Raw genomic sequence first — 19,404 nt, 5'->3', positions numbered from 1 at the left:
GTCAGGCTTCATATCTGGCGAATTCACGCTATATCGATCCCAACCATCATTGGGGAAACACATGGACGCCAGAACACCTGATTTTTCCGCCACGCGGACAGCAATGCAGAGTTACGTCGATCAGGAGATCATTCCGGGTGCATCCTGGGCGGTGCTGCGGGGCCGCGAGGTCGTCGATCAGCAGTGCGTCGGTTTCGCCGATCGCGAGACCAGCACCGCGCTGCGGCCCGATCACATTTTTCGCGCCTTCTCCAATACCAAGATCTTCGTCACCTGCGCGATCATGCTGTTGGCCGAGGAAGGCCGCATCGGGCTCGATGACGTTGTCGAGAAATTCCTGCCGCAACTCGGCAATCGCAAGGTTCTGAAGCCGGGCGCTTTGAGCCTTGCCGACGTCGAACCGGCGAAGAGCCCGATCACGATCCGGCAGCTTCTGACCCATACCTCCGGCCTCAGCTACGGCATCTTCGATCCCGGCACGGTGCTGTTCAAAAGCTATAACGAGGCGCGCGTTCTCAATCCGTTGACGCCGCTGACCGACATGATCGACCAGCTCGCCGATCTGCCGCTGTCCTTTCATCCCGGCGCGTCCTGGGAATATTCGGTTGCGACCGACGTGCTCGGGCGTGTCGTGGAGGTCGTCTCCGGCAAGCCGCTCGACGCCGTGCTCAAGGCGCGCATTTTCGAGCCGCTCGGCATGACCGACACCGGCTTCCACGTGCCGGACGCGCAGCAGGGCAGGCTGGTCGCGCTCTACAACGGCACGGATGTCCTCGATCCCATGAAGCCCGGCCTCACCCGGGCCGACGACCTGCCTTATCCGCAGGCTTATCGGCGGCAATTCCCGCGGCTGTCGGGCGGCGGCGGACTGGTCTCGACCTTGCCCGACATGCTCGCTTTGATACGGGCGCTGCTTCCCGGCTCGGATGCTCTGCTGAAGCCGGAGACGCTGCGGCAGATGATGACGAACCAGTTGCCCGCCGGCGAGAACATCCGCTTCGCCAATCTCGGCCCGATCCCCGGCAAGGGCTTTGGCCTCGGCGGCGCGGTCACCTTCGCGCCGATGCCGTTCGATCCCCCGAATTCGACCGGCGAATTCCAGTGGGGCGGCCTCGCCGGCACCCATTGGTGGATCTGCCCGCAGGCCAATACCGCCGGTGTGCTGATGACGCAGCGCTACATGGGCTTCTGGAATCCGTTCTTCTTCGAGTTCAAGCGTCTGGCCTATCAGGCCGTCGGAGGCTGATCGCGAAAAAAATTGCAGGTTGCCGCGAATCCTTTCCGGTCGTCGCGCCCTCTCTTGACGGTCGAGGCATTTTGCTTCGGCTCATCTCGGAGGATGTGATGACATTTTACAGAAAGAACATCGGCGGCCTGCATCAGGCCGTGCGGATCGCCTTAGGCGTCGCGGTGGCGGTCGCGACATTCGTGTATCTTACCGGCGCTGCGGCGTGGCTGGTTGCGCTCGGCGGCGCCGGCTTCGCACTGACCGGCCTCGTCGGCTATTGTCCGATGTGCGCGATGGCCGGCATCGGAAGAGGAGGCGCGTCGTGAGCGCGGCCGGGATCTCGCCGGACCTGTTCGAGGCCGCGCGCCTCGGCGATCCCCAGGCGATCGCGTCTCTGCTCGAGACGGCGCAACCGAACATCCGCCGCTACGCCCGCGCCACCTGTCGCAGCTCGGCGGACGCCGAGGATGCGACGCAGGAGGCGCTGTGGATCCTGTTTCGCCATGTCGGCACGATCCGCTCGTGGCTGGCGTTTTCGGCCTGGCTGTTCAGTGTGGTCCGCCGCGAATGCCTGCGGCTTGCCCGCAAGGCAGGCCTCGCGCCGGCGATCGACGACGGAGAGGCGGAGGCGCTGCTGCTGTCGCGTCCTGAGGCCGATTTGCGGATCGACATCGCGGCGGCCTTCGAGGCGCTGCCGCCGCACTACCGCGACGTCGCGCTGATGCGCGACGTCAAGGAAATGACCATCGACGAGATCGCCGTCGCGCTCGGCGCGACCCGGCAGACCGTGAAGGCACGTCTGCATCGCGCCCGCGCCCTGATGCGCGAATATCTGACGAGATGAGCCATGACCGATTATCAAAGACGTGACGACCTGAAATCTATCCCGGCCTTCGTGGCGCTCGCGCCGGTCGAGGCCAACGCGTTCCTTGCGTTCAACCACGCGGTCGAGCGCAAGGACGGATTGATTCCGCCAAAATATCGCGAGCTGATCTCGCTCGCGGTCGCGCTCACCACGCCATGCGCCTATTGCCTCGACGTGCACACTGCGCAGGCGGCGAAGGCCGGTGCAACGCGAGAAGAAGTCGCGGAAGCCGCGTTGATTGCGGCCGCGGTTCGCGCCGGCGGCACGCTCGGCCATGCGTTGTTGGCGCAGCGCCTGTTCGAGCGACATCGGGGCGAGGAACTGGGATAGAGGAGCGGGCGGATGTCCCGCAGAGATCAGGAACTTGCCAAACTATCTCGGCCTCGACGGATTTCGCTTCGGCTGGGTCGTCGCCTGGATCGACCAGCGCGGCGATCACGGCTTTGATTATTCGCCGGGTCTTGCGCGGCTGCTCGCGCTGCCGCATGCCGGGGCGATGATCGACATGCCGATCGGATTGAAATGGAGTGGTTATCGCATCTGCGATTTGCGCGCACGCGAGCTGGTCGGTCCCGCCGTGTTTCTCGGCGCCCGCCGCGATCTCTGGACGTTCGCCGATATGGCGGCAGCCAATCGCCACTACTGGGAGCGCGAGGGCAAGGGCAGGGGCGTATCGGCGCAGCTCTGGAACATCAGGGACAAGATCAGGGACGTCGACGCGATCATGACGCCGGCGCGGCAGGCGACCATCGGCGAAGCGCATCCGGAATTGATTTTTTGGAATTTGGCTGGGCGGGTCCGGCTTGCAAAGAAGACATCGGCGGAGGGCCGCGGGCAGCGCATCGCACTCCTGCAGCAGCGCGGCTTCGGGCGCTTGCCGACATGGCTGACTCAACGACATAGCACCGGCATCGGCGGTGACGATCTGATCGACGCCTGTGCCTGCGCGATCGCGGCACGCGACAGCACGCAGCGGTTCGGCGGGGAGGAGACCGATCCGCGGGGCTTGCGGATGGAGATCAATTATTGAGGCCGTCGGGGTGCGAGGAGCCGGGAAAAAGCTGCAATTATTTGAAGCTTGCAGGAACAGACGACGGCTGGCCCGCGTTCCTCGTGCGAACCGAACACGGAGAAGCTCGTCCGATGAGGGATGTCAGTCAGTTCGCGACCGCGATGCTTGCGCTCGTCTTCACCGGAGCACTGCTCGTCACCGGCCAGCTCTTCATCGAGCAACGCGCACAGCGCGATGTGATGCACGCCACCAACCATTTGCTGCGGCCATTGTGACCTGTACGGGAAAATGACCTGACTACTCGACCTTGCGTCGTTCGTCCGCTCGCCTAGACTAGGCGGCATCTCATGAACGAAGCCGGGGTCCTGATGTCCGATCTGTCCGCCTTTCCCATCACCAAGCGCTGGCCGGCCAAGCACCCGGAGCTGCTCCAGCTTTATTCGCTACCGACGCCGAACGGCGTCAAGGTCTCGATCATGCTGGAAGAGATCGGGCTTCCCTACGAAGTCCATCTCGTCGATTTCGGCAAGGATGACCAGAAGACGCCGGAATTCCTCTCGCTCAATCCGAACGGCAAGATCCCGGCGATCCTCGATCCCGATGGTCCCGGCGGCAGGCCGCTGCCGCTGTTCGAGTCCGGGGCGATCCTGCAATACCTCGCGGAGAAGACCGGCAAGCTGCTGCCGCAGGACGCCGCGCGCCGTTATCAGACCATCCAGTGGCTGCATTTCCAGATGGGCGGCATCGGGCCGATGTTCGGCCAAGTCGGCTTTTTCCACAAATTCGCCGGCAAGGACTTCGAGGACAAGCGGCCGCTCGAGCGCTACGTGGGCGAAGCCAAGCGGCTGCTCGGGGTGATGGAGATGCATCTTGCCGGCCGGCAATGGTTCATGGACGACGATTACACCATCGCGGACATCTCCATGCTCGGCTGGGTGCGCAACCTCATCGGGTTCTACGGCGCCCGCGATCTCGTCGAGTTCAGCCAGTTCAAATCCGTCCCCGCCTGGCTCGACCGCGGGCTGGCGCGTCCGGCGGTCGAGCGCGGGCTGAACATTCCGAAGCGGCCGTGAGATCAGGTTAGCGCCTTTTGGGTCATGTAGAGCGCCATCAGCAAGATGAGGGCGATCATGACCCGGCGCAGCACCGATTTGCTGACGCCATTAGCCGCGCGTGCGCCGAGATCGGTGCCGACCCAGAGGCCGGCAAGGATGCCGATGATGGCAGGCCAGCCGACCATGAGGCCCTTGCTCCAGTAGATCCAGGCCGCCGGAATATTGGTCGGGATGACCGAGAAGACGAGGCTGACGAGCTGGGCCTGATGCTGCGGCACCCGCAGGCCCGCCGCGAGCCCGACGGTGATCGCGAGCCCACCGCCGATGCCCATGAAGCCGGAGGAAAATCCGGCAAGCATGCCGATGAGGAGCAGCGGCAGCCAAGGCAGCTTGTCTCGGTCGCAGGTCTCATTGCTTTTCTCCTCGCGGTCGCGGCGCAGGATCAGGAGAGCGATCAGCGCGACGAGATAGACGACGTAGGTCCATTGCAACACCGAGTCGGACACTGCGGCCGCAGCGTAGCCGCCGCCGGCACCGCCGAAGAGAAACCCGATGCCGATCCAGACGATCCACAGCAACGGGCTGCGATTGCCGCTCTGCCAGTAGCGGCGAACGCCCGCGAGTCCCGTCGGTGGAACCTGCGTGATCAGCGATGTCCCCTGGGCGACGTGTTGCTCGGCGCCCAGTAGCAGTACGCTGAAAATCACGAGGCCGCCTCCGGGACTCGTGCCCATGAAGCCCGATGTCAGCCCGCCGATGAGGCCGACCCCAATGCCTGCGAGCAGGTCATGGACCCACGACATCGCTCAGCTCCTGGTCCGTCGCTTGACGTCGGCCTTTGTGGTGCGAAATCCATCGATCACGCCGGTCACGGCCGCCATGCAGGCCTCGATGTCAAAATCCTGGCCCCAGCATTTTTGCAGCACAAAACCCTGGAAGATCGCGATCAGCACGCGCGCGATCGCTTCCGCACCGAGATCGCGTTTGATGAGGCCGTCATGCTGGCCCCGCTCGACCAGGGCGACGATCAGGGCGCGGGGCATGTCGATGCCTTCCACGACGCTGGTGCGGACGCGGCGGTTGCGTAGGGCTTCGGCCCAGCCATGGATGCCGACACGGCGGCGCGCTTCGCCGGCGGAGTCGGTGAGCCATTGCGCGTAGACGCCGACCAGCGCGTGAAGTCCTTCGATCGGATCGCCGGATCCTTGCGCGACCGAATTGAGCACGGCCTCGCGCCGATGCCGGTCGTCGGCGAGTGCCTCGATCAGATCGTCCTTGCTCTGGAAGTAGAGATAGACCGCACCGTGGCTCAGCCCCGACCGTTTGACGATGTCGGCCATCCCGGTCTGGTGAAAACCGTCCTCGGCGAAGCAGGCAAGGGCGGCTTCGAGAATCTGCTGCCGCCGGCCTTCACGTTGCTTGTCGCTGATTTTCGGCATTCGCCATCCACAAAAAAATGACAAATCAATCGTTTTAGTCGTTCTGCAGGACAAGCGGCTTCGCAACACCTGATATGATAAAAAACGATCAGTCAGTCATTTTTATTATGAAAGGGTATCGTGGTCAAGCCCGAGGAACCGGGGGCCGGGAAACAGGAGGTAACCTTCAAAGGCGCCCCCGGCGGCCAGGAAACGCCCCTTGAGCGCGCGGTCCTAGAACAGCCGTCCGCCGTTCGGCACGGGCTTGCTCGGCTGCACCAGCACGACCTTGCCGTCGGCATCGGGGAAACCGAGGGTCAGCACCTCCGAGACAACGGGGCCGATCTGGCGCGGCGGGAAATTCACGACCGCAGCCACCTGTTGGCCCACTAGCGTTTCAAGCGGATGATTTTCGGTGATCTGCGCCGAGCTCTTGCGCACGCCGATCGCGGGACCGAAGTCGATCCACAGCCGCCAGGCCGGCTTGCGCGCCTCGGGGAACGGCTTTGCATCGACGATGGTGCCGACGCGGATATCGACCGCGAGAAAAGTGTCGAAGTCGATGGTCGGCGATGCGGTCGCGGCTGGATCGTGGGTGACGTGCATGGAGTGTCCGTTCGAAGAGCTGGCATCGTTTTCGCAATATTGTCGCGCGAACCGGAGTTGCGTACAACGCCTTGGGATCACGATACGACGCATGCGCGAGGAACGCTTTGCCCAACATCATCTACGGCATCAAGAACTGCGACACCATGAAGAAGGCGCGCGCCTGGCTCGACAGCCATGGCGTCGCCTACGCGTTTCACGACTACAAGACGGCGGGCGTGGAGAAGGACAAGCTCAAGCAGTGGAGCGAGAAGGTCGGTTGGGAGACGCTGCTCAACCGCGCCGGCACGACTTTCAAGAAGCTGCCCGATGCCGACAAGGAAGGCCTCTCCGAGAAAAAGGCGCTGGCGTTGATGCTAGCGCAACCATCGATGATCAAGCGGCCGGTGCTTGAAGTCGGCGGCAAGCTGCTGGTCGGCTTCAAGCCGGAGATCTATGTCAAGGAAGTCACGACCAAGGAAGCCGCCGCCAAATCGCGCTGACCGCTAGTTCAGCTCGATGATCTCGGTGGGAACACCTGAGCCCTGCTGGTCCGCGAACTCGACCAGTTCGGCCGGCGCGATGCGGCCCGGGGTGCGATGGAACAGGTCGTGGTCGATCACCGCGCGCAATCTCGGGCGCGGCAGCGCGTCATTTCCGCGCATCAGATTCTTGATCTCGAAGCCGCCGTCCTCGCAGAAGGTCTTGAGCGACGCGATGATGTGACAGACCTTGCCGTCGCTCTGGAACGGCAGCAGCAGGCGCTCATAGGCGACGATACGGCCGTAGATGTCATCGACGTCGGCAACGCTGTAGACAGGCAGCCCACGCGCCACGCATTCATGATAGACCGGCATCACCAGGGGCGCGAGACGCGGCCCGATATAGTCGTCGAGCAGAACGCCCTTGCCGGTGTGTCCATAGGCGCGCGAGATGCGCGTGCCTTCGCTCTGGATGGTCAGACGCGGTGTCGGCATCGACGCATCCACCGTATAATAGATCAGATCGGAGAGCTCTTCCTCGAGCCGCGCAGGCTGGTACTCCCAGATCGCCGGGGCCGTCTGCTCGCGCGCATAGAGCCGCAGCCACGTGTTCAGGAGATCACGCTGCCTGATCGACTTGACCACGGAAGGAGCCGCGCTTGCAAAATCCAAGACAATATTCCCGGCGAATAGAAATTCCGGACGCATGAAACCCGCGCATGATCCTCGCTGCGGGAAAATTTTCTATGAAGGCTGGCGCATGGAACGAAAGACCGTTAACGACGGCTTGATGACCGGCGCTTTGCGAACCGGGAAGCCGGGCAGGCGCGACAACAAAACATGTCCGACTAAGGGAGCATAAGTCTCCCGGCCGGAGGCCTGACCTGCTCAGCTTTCCGCCTTGCCTAACCCCCGTCACCTCCGGCATATTCCGCGCCCGGAGGCGGCGTTCCGGATGGGCTCCAGGGAGTGGCTCCAAGGGCCTCCGGAAAGCCGAAGCAACAAGGATAGCCACGCGCGTTGTGCGGGCAGGGGGAAAACTGTTTGGCCGATGAGTTCATTCTCGAAACGGAAGGCTTGACCAAGGAGTTCGCGGGCTTCTTCGCCGTCCGCGGCGTTGCGCTCAAGGTTCGCCGTGGGAGCATTCACGCGTTGATCGGCCCGAACGGCGCCGGCAAGACGACGTGCTTCAATCTTTTGACCAAGTTCCTCAAACCGTCTGCCGGAAAAATCCTGTACAAGGGGCAGGACATCACCGCGATGGCGCCCGCCGACGTGGCTCGCCTGGGGCTGGTTCGCTCGTTCCAGATCTCGGCGGTATTTCCCCATCTCACCGCGCTGGAAAACGTGCGCGTCGCGCTTCAGCGCCAGCACGGCAGCTCCTTCGATTTCTGGCGCTCCAAGTCCGTCCTCAACCAATTCAACGATCGCGCGCGCGAGCTGTTGAACGATGTCGGCCTCAGCGAGTTTTCCAATACGCCCGCGGTCGAGATGCCCTACGGGCGCAAGCGCGCACTGGAGATCGCAACCACGCTCGCGCTCGACCCGGAGATGATGCTGCTGGACGAGCCGATGGCCGGCATGGGCCACGAGGACATCGACAAGATCGCGGCGTTGATCAAGCGCATCTCCGCGAAATACACCATCCTGATGGTCGAGCATAATCTGAGCGTCGTTGCCAATCTCTCCGACATCATCACCGTGTTGACGCGCGGCCAGGTGCTGGCGCAAGGCCATTACAGCGAGCTCACCAAGGACGAACGCGTCAAGGAAGCCTATCTGGGAGCCGGTCATGGCTGAGACTGCAACGGCGGAAGCTCCCGCAAAGGCCGCGAGCGGCGGCAACCTCCTCCAGGTCCGCAACCTCGAAGCTTGGTACGGCGAGTCCCACATCCTGCACGGGATCAACTTCGACGTGAACGCGGGCGAGGTCGTCACCCTGCTCGGGCGCAACGGCGCCGGCAAGACCACCACGCTGAAGTCGATCATGGGCATCATCGGCAAGCGCACCGGCTCGGTGAAGTTCAATAACCAGGACATCATCCGCACGACCTCGGACAAGATCGCGCGGATGGGAATCGCGTTCTGCCCGGAAGAGCGGGGAATTTTCGCCAGCCTCGATGTCCGCGAGAACCTGCTGCTGCCACCGGTGGTGCGTCCCGGCGGATTGCCGCTCGAGCAGATCTTCGATCTGTTTCCGAACCTGAAGGAACGGCTCAACAGCCAGGGAACCAAACTCTCCGGCGGCGAGCAGCAGATGCTCGCGATCGCGCGCATCCTGCGCACCGGCGCGAACTTCCTGATGCTGGACGAGCCGACGGAGGGTCTCGCGCCCGTCATCATCCAGCAGATCGGCCACACCATTGCGCGGCTCAAGAAGGAGGGTTTTACGATCCTCCTGGTCGAGCAGAACTTCCGGTTCGCATCCACTGTCGCTGACCGCTATTACGTGGTCGAGCACGGCAAGATCATTGACGGATTTTCCAATGCGGAGCTCGCCGCCAACATGGACAAGCTCCACACCTATCTCGGTGTCTAGAACTGCCAACAAGAAGATTCATAGGGAAGTAGCATGATGACAAAGTCGATTGCGTCGTTTCTGCTCGGCACGGCTCTGGCCGTGACCACCGCGGGCGTAGCCTTCGCGCAGGACAAGACCGTCAAGATCGGCGCGCTGTCCGATCAGTCCGGGCTCTATGCCGATCTCGGCGGGCCGGGCTCGACGCTCGCCGCGCAGATGGCCATTGAAGATTCCGGTCTGGCTGCGAAGGGCTGGAAGATCGACATCATCTCGGGTGATCACCAGAACAAGCCCGACATCGGCACCGCGATCGCGCGGCAATGGTTCGACGTCGACAAGGTCGACCTCATCGTCGACGTGCCGAATTCCGGCGTGGCGCTCGCGGTCAACAACGTCATCAAGGAAAAGAACGGCGTCTATATCAACTCGGGCGCGGCGACCTCGGATTTGACCAACGCGCAGTGCTCGCCCAACACGGTGCACTGGACCTACGACACATACATGCTGGCCCACACCACCGGCCAGGCGCTGGTGAAGGCCGGCGGCGACACGTGGTTCTTCCTGACCGCGGACTACGCCTTTGGCGCGGCGCTGGAGCGCGACACCACCGCTGTCGTTACCGCAAATGGCGGCAAGGTGGTCGGCGGCGTCAAGCACCCGCTGAACACGCCGGACTTCTCGTCCTTCCTGCTCCAGGCGCAGGCTTCCAAGGCCAAGATCATCGGCCTTGCCAATGCCGGCGGCGATACCACCAACACGATCAAGCAGGCGGCCGAGTTCGGCATCGTCAAGGGCGGCCAGAAGCTCGCGGCGCTGCTGCTGTTCCTCACCGACGTCAAGGCGATCGGGCTCGAGACCGCACAGGGCCTCAACTTCACCGAGACCTTCTACTGGGACATGAACGACCAGACCCGGGCGTTCTCGAAGCGCTTCGCCGAGAAGATGAAGAACAACGCGCCGCCGACCATGGTGCAGGCCGGCGTCTATGCGGGCGTGCGTCACTATTTCAAGGCACTGGAAGCGCTCGGCGGCAACCCGCATGACGGCGTCAAGGTCGTCGAGAAGATGAAGTCGATGCCGACGGAAGACGATCTGTTCGGCAAGGGCGAGATCCAGCCCAACGGCCGCACCATCCACAATGCCTATCTGTTCGAGGTGAAGAAGCCCTCCGAGTCCAAGGGACCGTGGGACTTCTACAAGCTGGTCGGCACGGTGCCGGGCGACCAGGCCTTCACGCCGCTGTCCGAGAGCAAGTGCGCGCTCTTGAAGAAGTAAGCTAACCGCCCGCAGGCCATCAGGCCTGCGGGCGACTTTCAGGGAACGCCGAAGGGACCAGGTGCGGGATCGATGCAGGCTCTTTACGCTCAGCTACTGGTAGGACTGATCAACGGCTCGTTCTACGCGCTGCTCAGTCTCGGGCTTGCCGTGATCTTCGGCATGCTCAACATCATCAATTTCGCCCATGGCGCGCTCTACATGATGGGCGCGTTCGTCGCCTACTTCCTGCTGAACCTCGGCGGCATCAACTACTGGTGGGCGTTGCTGCTTGCGCCTGTTATCGTCGGCATCTTCGGCATGATCCTGGAACGGACCATGCTGCAATGGCTGACCGGGCTGGATCATCTCTACGGCCTGCTGCTGACCTTCGGCATTGCGCTAATCGTGCAGGGCGTGTTTCAGAACTACTTCGGCTCCTCCGGCCTGCCTTACGCCATTCCGGACCAGCTCAAGGGCGGCATGAATCTCGGCTTCATGTTCCTGCCGGTCTATCGCGGCTGGGTCGTCATCTTCTCGCTGGTGGTCTGCATCGCGACCTGGTTCCTGATCGAGAAGACGCGGCTCGGCGCCTATTTGCGCGCCGCCACCGAAAACCCGACGCTCGTGCGCGCCTTCGGCGTCAACGTGCCGCGCATGATCACGCTGACCTACGGCCTCGGTGTCGGCCTTGCAGCACTCGCCGGCGTGCTGTCGGCGCCGATCAACCAGGTGCGGCCGTTGATGGGCGCCGACCTCATCATCGTGGTGTTCGCGGTGGTCGTGATCGGCGGCATGGGATCGATCATGGGCTCCATCATCACCGGCTTCGCGCTCGGTGTGATCGAAGGCCTGACCAAATATTTCTACCCCGAGGCCTCCAACACCGTCGTGTTCGTGCTGATGGTGCTGGTGCTCTTGGTGAAGCCAACGGGATTGACGGGAAGGGCGGCCTGATATGACAGCCTTGACGGACGACACGCTGCCGGTAACCCCGCGCGCGATCCGCGACGAGATGATCGTGTTCGTGGTGATGGCGCTGCTGCTGGCTTCGGTGCCATTCACGGGGGTCTACCCGTTCTTCGTGATGCAGGCGCTGTGCTTCGCGCTGCTCGCCTGCGCCTTCAACCTGCTGATCGGCTACGGCGGTTTACTGTCCTTCGGCCATGCGATGTTCCTGGGCACGGCCGGCTATTGCAGCGCGCATGCGCTGAAAGTATGGGCGCTGCCGCCGGAACTCGGCATCCTCGTCGGGGTCGCCGGTGCCTTCGTGCTCTCGCTCATCACGGGCTATATCTCGATCCGCCGCCAGGGCATCTATTTCTCGATGATCACGCTGGCGCTGTCGCAGCTCTTGTACTTCATCTACCTCCAGGCGCCGTTCACCCATGGCGAAGACGGTATCCAGGGCATTCCGCAGGGACGCATGTTCGGCGTCTTCGATCTGACCAAGCCCACCGTGCTCTACTACGTGGTGCTGGTCGGTTTCCTCGCCGGCTTCCTGCTGATCTTCCGCATCATCAACTCGCCGTTCGGCGAAGTCCTCAAGGCGATCCGCGAGAACGAGCCGCGCGCGATCTCGCTGGGTTACCGCACCGATCAGTACAAGTTCCTGGCTTTCGTCCTGTCGGGCACGCTGGCCGGCTTTGCCGGTGCGCTGAAAGTCTTCGTGGCGCAGAATGCCTCGCTCACCGACGTGCACTGGTCGATGTCGGGCGAAGTCGTGCTGATGACGCTGGTCGGCGGACTCGGAACCGTCTTCGGTCCCGTGGTCGGTGCCTTCGTGATCATCGCCATGCAGCAATATCTGGCGGGGTTCGGTCAATGGGTGACCGTGATCCAGGGCTCGATCTTCGTGATCTGCGTGCTCACCTTCCGCCGTGGCGTCATCGGCGAAATCGCGCATTACTTCCGGCGGTCGCTGTAAGTCGTTGATATAATAGAAGATGTGTTGACGCGCGAAAGCGGTGGATGATCCGGCTCCACGGGCGTGAGGTGGCACGCGCGTGGATCGAAAATGGTCTATGACAGTTTCATGACGGCCCGCTTGGGCCAGGCCATCATCCAACCGGTAGTCTCTCTCCCATGATGCGATTGTTTCGCGCTTTCCTGCCGAAGGAAGAACGGTTCTTCGACCTGTTCGACCGCCACGCCCAGACCGTGATCCAGGGCTCGATCGCGCTCCAGAGCATGCTCAACGGGGGCGAGGAGACGCCGGTCTATTGCCAGCGCGTCAACCAGTTCGAGAACGATGCCGACAACATCACCCGTGAGGTGCTGACCGCGGTGCGCCGCACCTTCATCACCCCGTTCGACCGCGGCGACATCAAGAACCTGATCACCTCGATGGACGACGCCATCGACCAGATGCAGCAGACCGCCAAGGCCGTGATGCTGTTCGAGGTCCGCAGCTTCGAGCCGCCGATGCGGGAGATCGGCGGGCTTCTGATCGAATGCGCCAATCTGGTCGGCCGCGCGCTGCCGCTGATGCAGAAGATCGGTCAGAACGTGGCCATGCTGACCGCGATCACGGAAGAGCTTGGCAAGCTGGAAGGCCGCGTCGACGATCTCCATGATATCGGGCTGAAGGAACTGTTCCTCAAGCATCGCGGCGGCAACGCGATGGATTTCATCGTCGGCGCAGAGATCTACGACCATCTCGAGAAAGTCGCCGACCGCTTCGACGACGTCGCGAACGAGATCAACAGCATCGTCATCGAGCAAGTTTAGGGCAGGGGCCACGCCGTGGATGTTGCGTTGGGTCTTCCCGTCCTTGTCGGATTGATCGCCGTCGCGCTGCTGTTCGACTTCCTGAACGGCCTGCACGACGCCGCCAATTCGATCGCGACCATCGTCTCGACCCGCGTGCTGCGGCCGCAATACGCGGTGTTCTGGGCCGCGTTCTTCAACTTCGTCGCCTTCATGGTGTTCGGGCTGCACGTTGCCCAGACTATCGGCACCGGCATCATCGATCCCGCGATCGTGGATGCTCAGGTGATCTTCGCCGCGCTGGTCGGCGCCATCGTCTGGAACCTGGTGACATGGGCGCTCGGCATCCCATCGTCCTCGTCTCATGCATTGATCGGCGGCTTGTTTGGTGCCGGCGTGGCCAAAGCCGGCCTTTCAGCGGCGGTCTGGAGCGGGTTGTCCAAGACGGTGATCGCCATCGTGCTGTCTCCGCTGGTCGGCTTCCTGCTCGCGATGGTGCTGGTCGCGATCGTCTCCTGGGCCTCGGTGCGCTCCACGCCCTTTGCCGTGGATCGCGCCTTCCGCATCCTGCAATTCGCCTCCGCCTCGCTCTATTCGCTCGGCCATGGTGGTAACGACGCTCAGAAGACCATGGGCATCATCGCCGTGCTGCTCTATTCGCAGGGCCAGCTCGGCGGCGAATTCTTCGTACCCTTCTGGGTGGTGCTCTCGTGCCAGGCCGCGATGGCGATGGGAACGCTGATGGGCGGCTGGCGCATCGTCCGCACCATGGGCCTGCGCATCACCAGGCTGACCCCGATGCAGGGCTTTTGCGCCGAGACCGGCGGTGCCGCGACCCTGTTCATGGCGACCTTTCTCGGTGTTCCGGTCTCGACCACCCACACCATCACCGGCGCCATCGTCGGCGTCGGCGCGGCCCGCCGCCTCTCGGCGGTGCGCTGGAACGTCGCCAGCTCGATCGTCTATGCCTGGGTGATCACGATGCCGGCCTCGGCCATCGTCGCCGCGCTGAGCTGGTGGGCGGTCAAGATCTTCGTCAGGTAACCAGCTTCAGTCCGACAATGCCGGCGACGATCAGCCCGATGCTGGCGAGGCGGAACGCGGTGGCCGGCTCGCCGAACAGGACGATGCCGAGCGTCGCGGTGCCGACCGCACCGATGCCGGTCCAGACCGCATAAGCGGTTCCAATCGGCAGCGATTTGAGAGCGAGCCCGAGCAGGATGATGCTGCCGGCCATGGCGCCGAGCGTGAGGATTGACGGAACGAGCCTGGTGAACCCCTCGGTATATTTGAGGCCGATGGCCCAGGAGATCTCCAGCAGACCGGCGACGAACAGGATGCTCCAGGCCATGACGACCCTCCATTCAAGGCAGGGTCGTCCCCGCGACTGGTGTGCTGATAGCAAGGGAAGGCCGTCCCTCCCAACCCAAGCCCGATATGGGGCTGGCCGGAAGCCTCCGCAATCACCAGATCAGGCTTGATCAGGCTCATTTTCCCTGCCAAACGCTGCCGCAATGTCCGACATCGCCACCACAGCCGAATCGACGGCCCGTTCCTCGCTTGCCGCTGAAGTGTCGCGGCGGCGTACCTTTGCGATCATCTCGCATCCGGACGCCGGCAAGACCACGCTGACCGAAAAGCTGCTGCTGTTCGGTGGCGCCATCAATCTGGCCGGCCAGGTCAAGGCCAAGGGCGAGCGGCGCAACACGCGTTCGGACTGGATGAAGATCGAGCGCGAGCGCGGCATCTCGGTCGTGACCTCGGTCATGACCTTCGAGTTCGAGGGCCTCGTGTTCAACCTGCTGGACACGCCGGGCCACGAGGACTTTTCGGAAGACACCTATCGCACGCTCACGGCGGTCGATTCCGCCGTCATGGTGATCGACGCCGCCAAGGGCATCGAGGCGCGCACCCGAAAGCTGTTCGAGGTGTGTCGTCTTCGGGATATCCCGATCATCACCTTCATCAACAAGATGGACCGCGAGAGCCGCGACGTCTTCGAGCTTCTCGACGAGATCGAGAAGACGCTGGCGCTCGATACCACGCCGATGACCTGGCCTGTCGGCCGCGGCCGCGAGTTCCTCGGCACCTATGACGTCGTCAATGGCGGCGTGCGCCTGCTCGAAGGCGGTGGCGCCAAAACTGGCGCGGCGCAGCAGATCGAGATCGCCGAGCTCGCCAAGCTCAATGCCAATCTCGACGTGTCGGCGGTCAAGGACGAGCTCGAACTCGTCACCGCGGCTTCAAAACCGTTCGAGCTCGAAGCGTTTCGCGAGGGTCATCTGACGCCGGTTTATTTCGGCAGCGCGCTGCGCAATTTCGGCGTCGGTGACCTGCTGCAAGGACTCGGCAAGTTCGCGCCCGAGCCACGCGCGCAGGAGAGCGACCAGCGCAAGGTCGAAGCCACCGACCCGCGCATGAGCGCCTTCGTGTTCAAGATCCAGGCCAACATGGATCCCAACCACCGCGACCGCATCGCTTTCGCCCGCCTCTGCTCCGGAAAGCTGAGCCGCGGCATGAAGGCGAAGCTCGTGCGCACCGGCAAGAGCATGCCGCTGTCCAGCCCGCAATTCTTCTTCGCGCAGGACCGTTCGGTTGCGGACGAGGCCTATGCCGGCGACGTCGTCGGCATTCCCAATCACGGCACGCTGCGCATCGGCGATACGCTGACCGACGGTGAGGATTTCAACTTCGTCGGCGTGCCGAGCTTTGCGCCCGAAATCGTCCGCCGCGTGCGTCTCACCGATGCGATGAAAGCGAAGAAGTTGAAGGAAGCGCTTCAGCAGATGTCGGAAGAGGGCGTGGTGCAGGTGTTCCGCCCGCGCGACGGCGCACCGGCGTTGGTCGGAGTCGTTGGCGCACTCCAGCTCGACGTGCTCAAGGCCCGGCTGGATGCGGAATATTCGCTCCCAGTCGAATTCGAGGTCAGCGAGTTCCAGCTCGCGCGCTGGGTCTCGTCGGACGACCGCAAGAAGCTCGATACCTTCATCGCTGCCAACACCTCCAGCATCGCCGACGATGTCGACGGCGATCCCGTCTATCTGGCGCGGAACGAGTTCTATCTCGGCTACACAAGGGAACGGGCGGAGGGCATCGAGTTCACCAACGTCAAGGACGTCAAGAAGAAGGGCTAGGGTGGGGCTCCGTCCGCTCCTCACCCTCCGCTGTCATGCCCCGGCTTGACCGGGGCATCCAGTACGCCGCGGCCTCTCGGCTCAACAACGATCGCCTCTGGAATACTGGGTCGTCCGATCAAGCCGGACGACGACACCGTGGGTAAACGCGAGCACGTGAACGCGAATGGCTTGAAGCCGCTTCAAGTCCTACCAATTTGAATGTGGTCGCCCGTTTGGTGCTCCCGATGTTGCGCGCAATCCTCGTGCTGTTCCTGACCGTCTTTGCCGTGATCGCCGCCGATGCGCGGCCGCGACAAATCAACCCAATTCCGTTTTCGCACGAGCCGTGCAGCGTCCTCGATGGCCGGCCCTGCACGCCGTCCTATTGCAGCCCGCTCGAGCCTGGCCCCTGCATTCCCGAGATCGACTATCCCTACGGCCAGAACCTCCAGCTCACGATCCAAAGCGTGCCGGCGGAGGCGGATCGCGCCAAATACCAAAAGCCGGATCACGATCTCGATACGATTGGCGATCTCTTCGCCGAGCTGCGCAGCTGCTGGTCGCCGCCATCGGACAATGCGCGCGCGGGCATGCAGATCGCCGTGCGCTTCAGCTTCAACAAATCGGGCGGCCTGATCGGCCCGCCGCGCCTGACCTTTGCGACCGCAGGCGTGCCCGCCGAGACGAGAACTACCTATCTTAATGCAATCAATTCATCGTTGAACGCCTGCCTGCCGCTGAAGTTCACCGGCGGTTTTGGCGGTGCCATCGCCGGGCGGCCGATCGCGATCCGGTATGTCGACAATCGCGAGATCGGCAAGTAGCGCATCAGTTGCGACCCGCGGCCAATCGATGATACGCCATGGGCTGGGGCGCTGGTTGAGGGGAGAATCTCGTGGGTCTGCTGGTTATGATCCTGGGGCTTGCGCTGTTTTTTGCGGCGCATGTGCTCACGACGAAACGCGAGGCGCGCGCGCAGGCCATCGCGAGAGTGGGCGAGGGGACCTACAAGATCCTCTATTCGCTTGCCTCGCTCGCGGGGCTCGCACTGATCATCTGGGGCTTCGCCCACTACCGCGCGACCGGCTGGATCGACGTCTGGTATCCACCGAAGGCGCTGAAGCACATCACGCTCGCGCTGATGCTGCCCGCGGTCATCCTGGTGGTTGCGTCCTATCTGCGCGGCCGCATCTATGCGACGCTGAAGCATCCGATGCTGGCCGGCATCAAGCTGTGGGCGGCGGCGCATCTTCTGGCCAATGGCGATCTCGGCTCCATCATCCTGTTCGGGTCCTTTCTGGGCTGGGCGGTGTATGACCGCATCACGCTGAAGCGTCGCACCGATGGCGGCGGTCCGCCGATTCCGGTCGGCGGCGTCACCAACGATCTGATCGCGGTCGTGGTTGGAATCGTCGCTTATCTGGCGCTGGCTTTTGCGTTCCATCCCGTCGTCATCGGCGTTCCCGTGATGGGCGGCTAGCCGATCAGCACAAGACAGGACCGCATGCCCGTGCGCGGAAGGTAACGAAAGTAACAAGCCGAGGGCAATCCGATGGACTGGTCGCATTCTCAGATCCCGCCAATGCGGTTCGAGGCGCGCTTCGGCGATCGGGTGGTACCGGCATTTTGCGATCGGCCGTCGAGCCTGTGGGCGATGATTGCGGACGCCTGCGCCCGCAATCCCGACGGCGAAGCGCTGATCTCAGGCGATGTCCGGCTGAGCTGGCGGCAGGCCGTTGAGCAGGGTGCGCGGATCGCGGCGGGATTTCGCAAGCTCGGATTGCAGCGCGGCGATCGTGTCGCGATCCTGCTCGGCAACCGCGTCGAATTCCCGCTGCTGCTGTTTGCTGCCGCGCATGAGGGGCTTGTCACGGTGCTGCTCAGCACGCGGCAGCAGAAGCCGGAAATCGCCTATGTGCTCGCCGACTGCGGCGCCAAGATCCTGATCCACGAGGCGGCACTTGCGGAGCGGCTGCCGGACGCACTGGACGTGCCCGATGTGATCGACCGCATCGCCATCGACCACGATCCGGCTCTGTCGGATTTCGCGGTGCTCGTCGACAACGCCCCGGCCGCGGCGCCGGTCGAGACGAGCGAGGAGGACACCGCGATGATCCTCTACACCTCGGGCACGACAGGCAAGCCCAAGGGCGCGATGCTGGCCCATTGCAACATCGTCCATTCCTCGATGATCCTCATGTCCTGCCTGCAATTGACGGCGGCCGACCGTTCGATCGCGGCAGTGCCGCTCGGCCATGTCACCGGCGTGGTCGCCAACATCACGACGATGATCTGCTGCGGTGGCGCGTTGATCATCATGCCGGAGTTCAAAGCCGGCGAATATCTCAAGCTCGCCGCGCGCGAGCGCGTCACCTACACGGTGATGGTGCCGGCGATGTACAATCTGTGCCTGCTCCAGCCCGATATCGAGAGCTACGATCTGTCGAACTGGCGCATCGGCGGCTTTGGCGGCGCACCGATGCCGGTTGCCACCATCGAGAAGCTCAAGGCGATCATTCCCGGCCTCGCGCTGGCGAATTGCTACGGTGCGACCGAGACCACGTCGCCGTCCACGATCATGCCGGGCGAGTTGACGGAAAGCCATATCGACAGCGTCGGCCTGCCGTGTCCGGGTGCGCGCATCCTGGCGATGGACGCGGACGGGCGTGAGCTGCCGCCTGGGGAAATCGGCGAGCTCTGGATCCAGAGTGCGTCCGTCATCAAGGGCTACTGGAACAATCCCAAAGCCACGGCCGAAAGCTTCACCAGCGGGTTCTGGCATTCCGGCGATCTCGGCTCGGTCGACGCGGAGGGATTTGTCCGGGTGTTCGACCGGCAGAAGGACATGATCAATCGGGGTGGCCTCAAGATCTATTCGGCCGAGGTCGAATCGGTGCTGGCCGGCCATCCCGCCGTGGTCGAGAGCGCGATTGTCGCCAAGGCCTGTCCGGTGCTGGGCGAACGCGTCCACGCCGTGGTGGTGGCGCGTGCGCCGGTGGACAGCGAGGCCTTGCGCGCCTGGTGCGCGGAACGGCTGTCCGACTACAAGGTCCCGGAGACCATGGTGATCACCGCGGAGCCGCTGCCGCGCAATGCCAATGGCAAGGTGCTGAAGCGACAGCTGCGGGAGCTGTTGGGAAATTGACCCGGGGAGGCGGT

At 63.3% G+C, this 19,404-nt stretch carries 24 protein-coding genes; 19 read left to right on the top strand and 5 right to left on the bottom strand.

Annotated elements, in window-relative coordinates; all coding sequences use genetic code 11:
- The first annotated feature begins 61 nt into the window (after positions 1–61).
- The 7 genes from RX329_RS26025 to RX329_RS25995 all read left to right on the top strand — a co-directional run bounded on the left by RX329_RS26025 (position 62) and on the right by RX329_RS25995 (position 4,178).
- Positions 62–1,246 (top strand): serine hydrolase domain-containing protein, encoded by a 1,185-nt coding sequence (locus tag RX329_RS26025; RefSeq protein ID WP_085352882.1) that lies wholly within the window; start codon positions 62–64, stop codon positions 1,244–1,246.
- 98 nt (positions 1,247–1,344) lie between these two features.
- On the top strand, positions 1,345–1,554 hold the full coding sequence (locus RX329_RS26020) for a DUF2892 domain-containing protein (RefSeq protein WP_085384884.1): 210 nt from the start codon (positions 1,345–1,347) through the stop codon (positions 1,552–1,554).
- Complete coding sequence (locus RX329_RS26015) at positions 1,551–2,072, top strand: RNA polymerase sigma factor (protein ID WP_085352883.1); 522 nt, start codon at positions 1,551–1,553, stop codon at positions 2,070–2,072. Before RX329_RS26020 ends, RX329_RS26015 begins: the two co-directional genes overlap by 4 nt.
- A 3-nt stretch (positions 2,073–2,075) precedes the next feature.
- A complete protein-coding gene (locus tag RX329_RS26010) occupies positions 2,076–2,423 on the top strand; it encodes a carboxymuconolactone decarboxylase family protein (RefSeq protein ID WP_085352884.1) in 348 nt (115 codons plus the stop codon).
- 34 nt (positions 2,424–2,457) lie between these two features.
- Positions 2,458–3,123, top strand: coding sequence for a DUF429 domain-containing protein (locus RX329_RS26005; RefSeq protein WP_085352885.1), 666 nt, complete (start codon positions 2,458–2,460; stop codon positions 3,121–3,123).
- A gap of 113 nt (positions 3,124–3,236) precedes the next feature.
- Positions 3,237–3,380 (top strand): hypothetical protein, encoded by a 144-nt coding sequence (locus tag RX329_RS26000; protein ID WP_162847292.1) that lies wholly within the window; start codon positions 3,237–3,239, stop codon positions 3,378–3,380.
- 93 nt (positions 3,381–3,473) lie between these two features.
- On the top strand, positions 3,474–4,178 hold the full coding sequence (locus tag RX329_RS25995; protein ID WP_085353053.1) for a glutathione S-transferase family protein: 705 nt from the start codon (positions 3,474–3,476) through the stop codon (positions 4,176–4,178).
- A gap of 2 nt (positions 4,179–4,180) precedes the next feature.
- On the opposite strand, the gene RX329_RS25990 is transcribed toward RX329_RS25995, so the two are convergent.
- The 3 genes from RX329_RS25990 to RX329_RS25980 form a co-directional block, all read right to left on the bottom strand.
- Positions 4,181–4,963 (bottom strand): sulfite exporter TauE/SafE family protein, encoded by a 783-nt coding sequence (locus RX329_RS25990; protein WP_085352886.1) that lies wholly within the window; start codon positions 4,961–4,963, stop codon positions 4,181–4,183.
- Between the two features lie 3 nt (positions 4,964–4,966).
- Positions 4,967–5,599: a TetR/AcrR family transcriptional regulator gene (locus tag RX329_RS25985; RefSeq protein ID WP_085362174.1), complete on the bottom strand. Its 633-nt coding sequence runs from the start codon at positions 5,597–5,599 to the stop codon at positions 4,967–4,969.
- A gap of 213 nt (positions 5,600–5,812) precedes the next feature.
- On the bottom strand, positions 5,813–6,184 hold the full coding sequence (locus tag RX329_RS25980; protein ID WP_018459156.1) for a tRNA-binding protein: 372 nt from the start codon (positions 6,182–6,184) through the stop codon (positions 5,813–5,815).
- Between the two features lie 107 nt (positions 6,185–6,291).
- On the opposite strand from RX329_RS25980, the gene RX329_RS25975 reads away from it, so the two are divergent.
- Positions 6,292–6,666, top strand: coding sequence for an ArsC family reductase (locus tag RX329_RS25975; RefSeq protein WP_085352888.1), 375 nt, complete (start codon positions 6,292–6,294; stop codon positions 6,664–6,666).
- A gap of 3 nt (positions 6,667–6,669) precedes the next feature.
- Here RX329_RS25975 and RX329_RS25970 read toward each other — a convergent pair whose 3' ends face one another.
- On the bottom strand, positions 6,670–7,353 hold the full coding sequence (locus tag RX329_RS25970; protein WP_018459154.1) for a PAS domain-containing protein: 684 nt from the start codon (positions 7,351–7,353) through the stop codon (positions 6,670–6,672).
- Between the two features lie 336 nt (positions 7,354–7,689).
- Between RX329_RS25970 and RX329_RS25965 the strand changes: the two genes are divergently transcribed.
- The 7 genes from RX329_RS25965 (at position 7,690) to RX329_RS25935 (ending at position 14,173) form a co-directional block, all read left to right on the top strand.
- Complete coding sequence (locus tag RX329_RS25965) at positions 7,690–8,445, top strand: ABC transporter ATP-binding protein (protein WP_085352889.1); 756 nt, start codon at positions 7,690–7,692, stop codon at positions 8,443–8,445.
- Complete coding sequence (locus tag RX329_RS25960) at positions 8,438–9,184, top strand: ABC transporter ATP-binding protein (RefSeq protein ID WP_007609233.1); 747 nt, start codon at positions 8,438–8,440, stop codon at positions 9,182–9,184. The genes RX329_RS25965 and RX329_RS25960 overlap by 8 nt, the downstream gene beginning before the upstream one ends.
- 33 nt (positions 9,185–9,217) lie before the next feature.
- A complete protein-coding gene (locus RX329_RS25955) occupies positions 9,218–10,441 on the top strand; it encodes an ABC transporter substrate-binding protein (protein WP_018459152.1) in 1,224 nt (407 codons plus the stop codon).
- A gap of 72 nt (positions 10,442–10,513) precedes the next feature.
- A complete protein-coding gene (locus RX329_RS25950) occupies positions 10,514–11,377 on the top strand; it encodes a branched-chain amino acid ABC transporter permease (RefSeq protein ID WP_018459151.1) in 864 nt (287 codons plus the stop codon).
- A 1-nt stretch (position 11,378) separates the two neighbouring features.
- Positions 11,379–12,347 (top strand): branched-chain amino acid ABC transporter permease, encoded by a 969-nt coding sequence (locus tag RX329_RS25945; protein WP_007592084.1) that lies wholly within the window; start codon positions 11,379–11,381, stop codon positions 12,345–12,347.
- Positions 12,348–12,505: 158 nt separating this feature from the next.
- Complete coding sequence (locus RX329_RS25940) at positions 12,506–13,150, top strand: DUF47 domain-containing protein (RefSeq protein ID WP_018459150.1); 645 nt, start codon at positions 12,506–12,508, stop codon at positions 13,148–13,150.
- 15 nt (positions 13,151–13,165) lie between these two features.
- Positions 13,166–14,173 carry an inorganic phosphate transporter gene (locus RX329_RS25935; RefSeq protein WP_026233745.1) on the top strand — a complete coding sequence of 336 codons (1,008 nt, stop codon included), beginning with the start codon at positions 13,166–13,168 and terminating at the stop codon, positions 14,171–14,173.
- Here the strand turns inward: RX329_RS25935 and sugE are convergent.
- Positions 14,166–14,480, bottom strand: a complete 315-nt coding sequence (gene sugE, locus RX329_RS25930) for a quaternary ammonium compound efflux SMR transporter SugE (protein ID WP_018459148.1) — start codon at positions 14,478–14,480, stop codon at positions 14,166–14,168. The two genes, RX329_RS25935 and sugE, sit on opposite strands and share 8 nt — an antisense overlap.
- 163 nt (positions 14,481–14,643) lie before the next feature.
- Here sugE and RX329_RS25925 point away from each other — a divergent pair, with 163 nt between their 5' ends.
- From RX329_RS25925 to RX329_RS25910, 4 genes are all read left to right on the top strand, one after another.
- Entirely contained in the window at positions 14,644–16,263 is a 1,620-nt protein-coding gene (locus RX329_RS25925; protein WP_085352891.1) for a peptide chain release factor 3, read from the top strand.
- Between the two features lie 227 nt (positions 16,264–16,490).
- Positions 16,491–17,069, top strand: coding sequence for a hypothetical protein (locus tag RX329_RS25920; protein WP_085352892.1), 579 nt, complete (start codon positions 16,491–16,493; stop codon positions 17,067–17,069).
- Positions 17,070–17,140: 71 nt separating this feature from the next.
- Positions 17,141–17,725 (top strand): NnrU family protein, encoded by a 585-nt coding sequence (locus RX329_RS25915; protein ID WP_085352893.1) that lies wholly within the window; start codon positions 17,141–17,143, stop codon positions 17,723–17,725.
- 72 nt (positions 17,726–17,797) lie between these two features.
- The gene (locus tag RX329_RS25910) at positions 17,798–19,390 is read left to right on the top strand and encodes a class I adenylate-forming enzyme family protein (RefSeq protein WP_085352894.1); all 1,593 of its coding nucleotides are present in this window, start codon (positions 17,798–17,800) and stop codon (positions 19,388–19,390) included.
- Positions 19,391–19,404 lie beyond the last annotated feature (14 nt).

Origin of the sequence: Bradyrhizobium sp. BWC-3-1, assembly GCF_032917965.1 — a bacterium.
Taxonomy (GTDB): Bacteria; Pseudomonadota; Alphaproteobacteria; order Rhizobiales; family Xanthobacteraceae; genus Bradyrhizobium; species Bradyrhizobium canariense_D.
Note: the sequence above shows the minus strand (reverse complement) of the source record. Positions and strands in the feature narration are given on the sequence as shown.

What these genes read in the sequence shown, in the direction of transcription:
- RX329_RS25990 (WP_085352886.1), bottom strand. Translation starts at nt 4,963, where the DNA reads ATGTCGTGGGTCCATGACCTGCTCGCAGGCATTGGGGTCGGCCTCATC.
- RX329_RS25960 (WP_007609233.1), top strand. Translation starts at nt 8,438, where the DNA reads ATGGCTGAGACTGCAACGGCGGAAGCTCCCGCAAAGGCCGCGAGCGGC.
- RX329_RS26000 (WP_162847292.1), top strand. Translation starts at nt 3,237, where the DNA reads ATGAGGGATGTCAGTCAGTTCGCGACCGCGATGCTTGCGCTCGTCTTC.
- RX329_RS26020 (WP_085384884.1), top strand. Translation starts at nt 1,345, where the DNA reads ATGACATTTTACAGAAAGAACATCGGCGGCCTGCATCAGGCCGTGCGG.
- RX329_RS26025 (WP_085352882.1), top strand. Translation starts at nt 62, where the DNA reads ATGGACGCCAGAACACCTGATTTTTCCGCCACGCGGACAGCAATGCAG.
- RX329_RS25970 (WP_018459154.1), bottom strand. Translation starts at nt 7,353, where the DNA reads ATGCGTCCGGAATTTCTATTCGCCGGGAATATTGTCTTGGATTTTGCA.
- RX329_RS25985 (WP_085362174.1), bottom strand. Translation starts at nt 5,599, where the DNA reads ATGCCGAAAATCAGCGACAAGCAACGTGAAGGCCGGCGGCAGCAGATT.
- sugE (WP_018459148.1), bottom strand. Translation starts at nt 14,480, where the DNA reads ATGGCCTGGAGCATCCTGTTCGTCGCCGGTCTGCTGGAGATCTCCTGG.
- RX329_RS25945 (WP_007592084.1), top strand. Translation starts at nt 11,379, where the DNA reads ATGACAGCCTTGACGGACGACACGCTGCCGGTAACCCCGCGCGCGATC.
- RX329_RS25950 (WP_018459151.1), top strand. Translation starts at nt 10,514, where the DNA reads ATGCAGGCTCTTTACGCTCAGCTACTGGTAGGACTGATCAACGGCTCG.
- RX329_RS25925 (WP_085352891.1), top strand. Translation starts at nt 14,644, where the DNA reads ATGTCCGACATCGCCACCACAGCCGAATCGACGGCCCGTTCCTCGCTT.
- RX329_RS26010 (WP_085352884.1), top strand. Translation starts at nt 2,076, where the DNA reads ATGACCGATTATCAAAGACGTGACGACCTGAAATCTATCCCGGCCTTC.
- RX329_RS25955 (WP_018459152.1), top strand. Translation starts at nt 9,218, where the DNA reads ATGATGACAAAGTCGATTGCGTCGTTTCTGCTCGGCACGGCTCTGGCC.
- RX329_RS25980 (WP_018459156.1), bottom strand. Translation starts at nt 6,184, where the DNA reads ATGCACGTCACCCACGATCCAGCCGCGACCGCATCGCCGACCATCGAC.
- RX329_RS25995 (WP_085353053.1), top strand. Translation starts at nt 3,474, where the DNA reads ATGTCCGATCTGTCCGCCTTTCCCATCACCAAGCGCTGGCCGGCCAAG.
- RX329_RS25920 (WP_085352892.1), top strand. Translation starts at nt 16,491, where the DNA reads ATGTTGCGCGCAATCCTCGTGCTGTTCCTGACCGTCTTTGCCGTGATC.
- RX329_RS25940 (WP_018459150.1), top strand. Translation starts at nt 12,506, where the DNA reads ATGATGCGATTGTTTCGCGCTTTCCTGCCGAAGGAAGAACGGTTCTTC.
- RX329_RS25910 (WP_085352894.1), top strand. Translation starts at nt 17,798, where the DNA reads ATGGACTGGTCGCATTCTCAGATCCCGCCAATGCGGTTCGAGGCGCGC.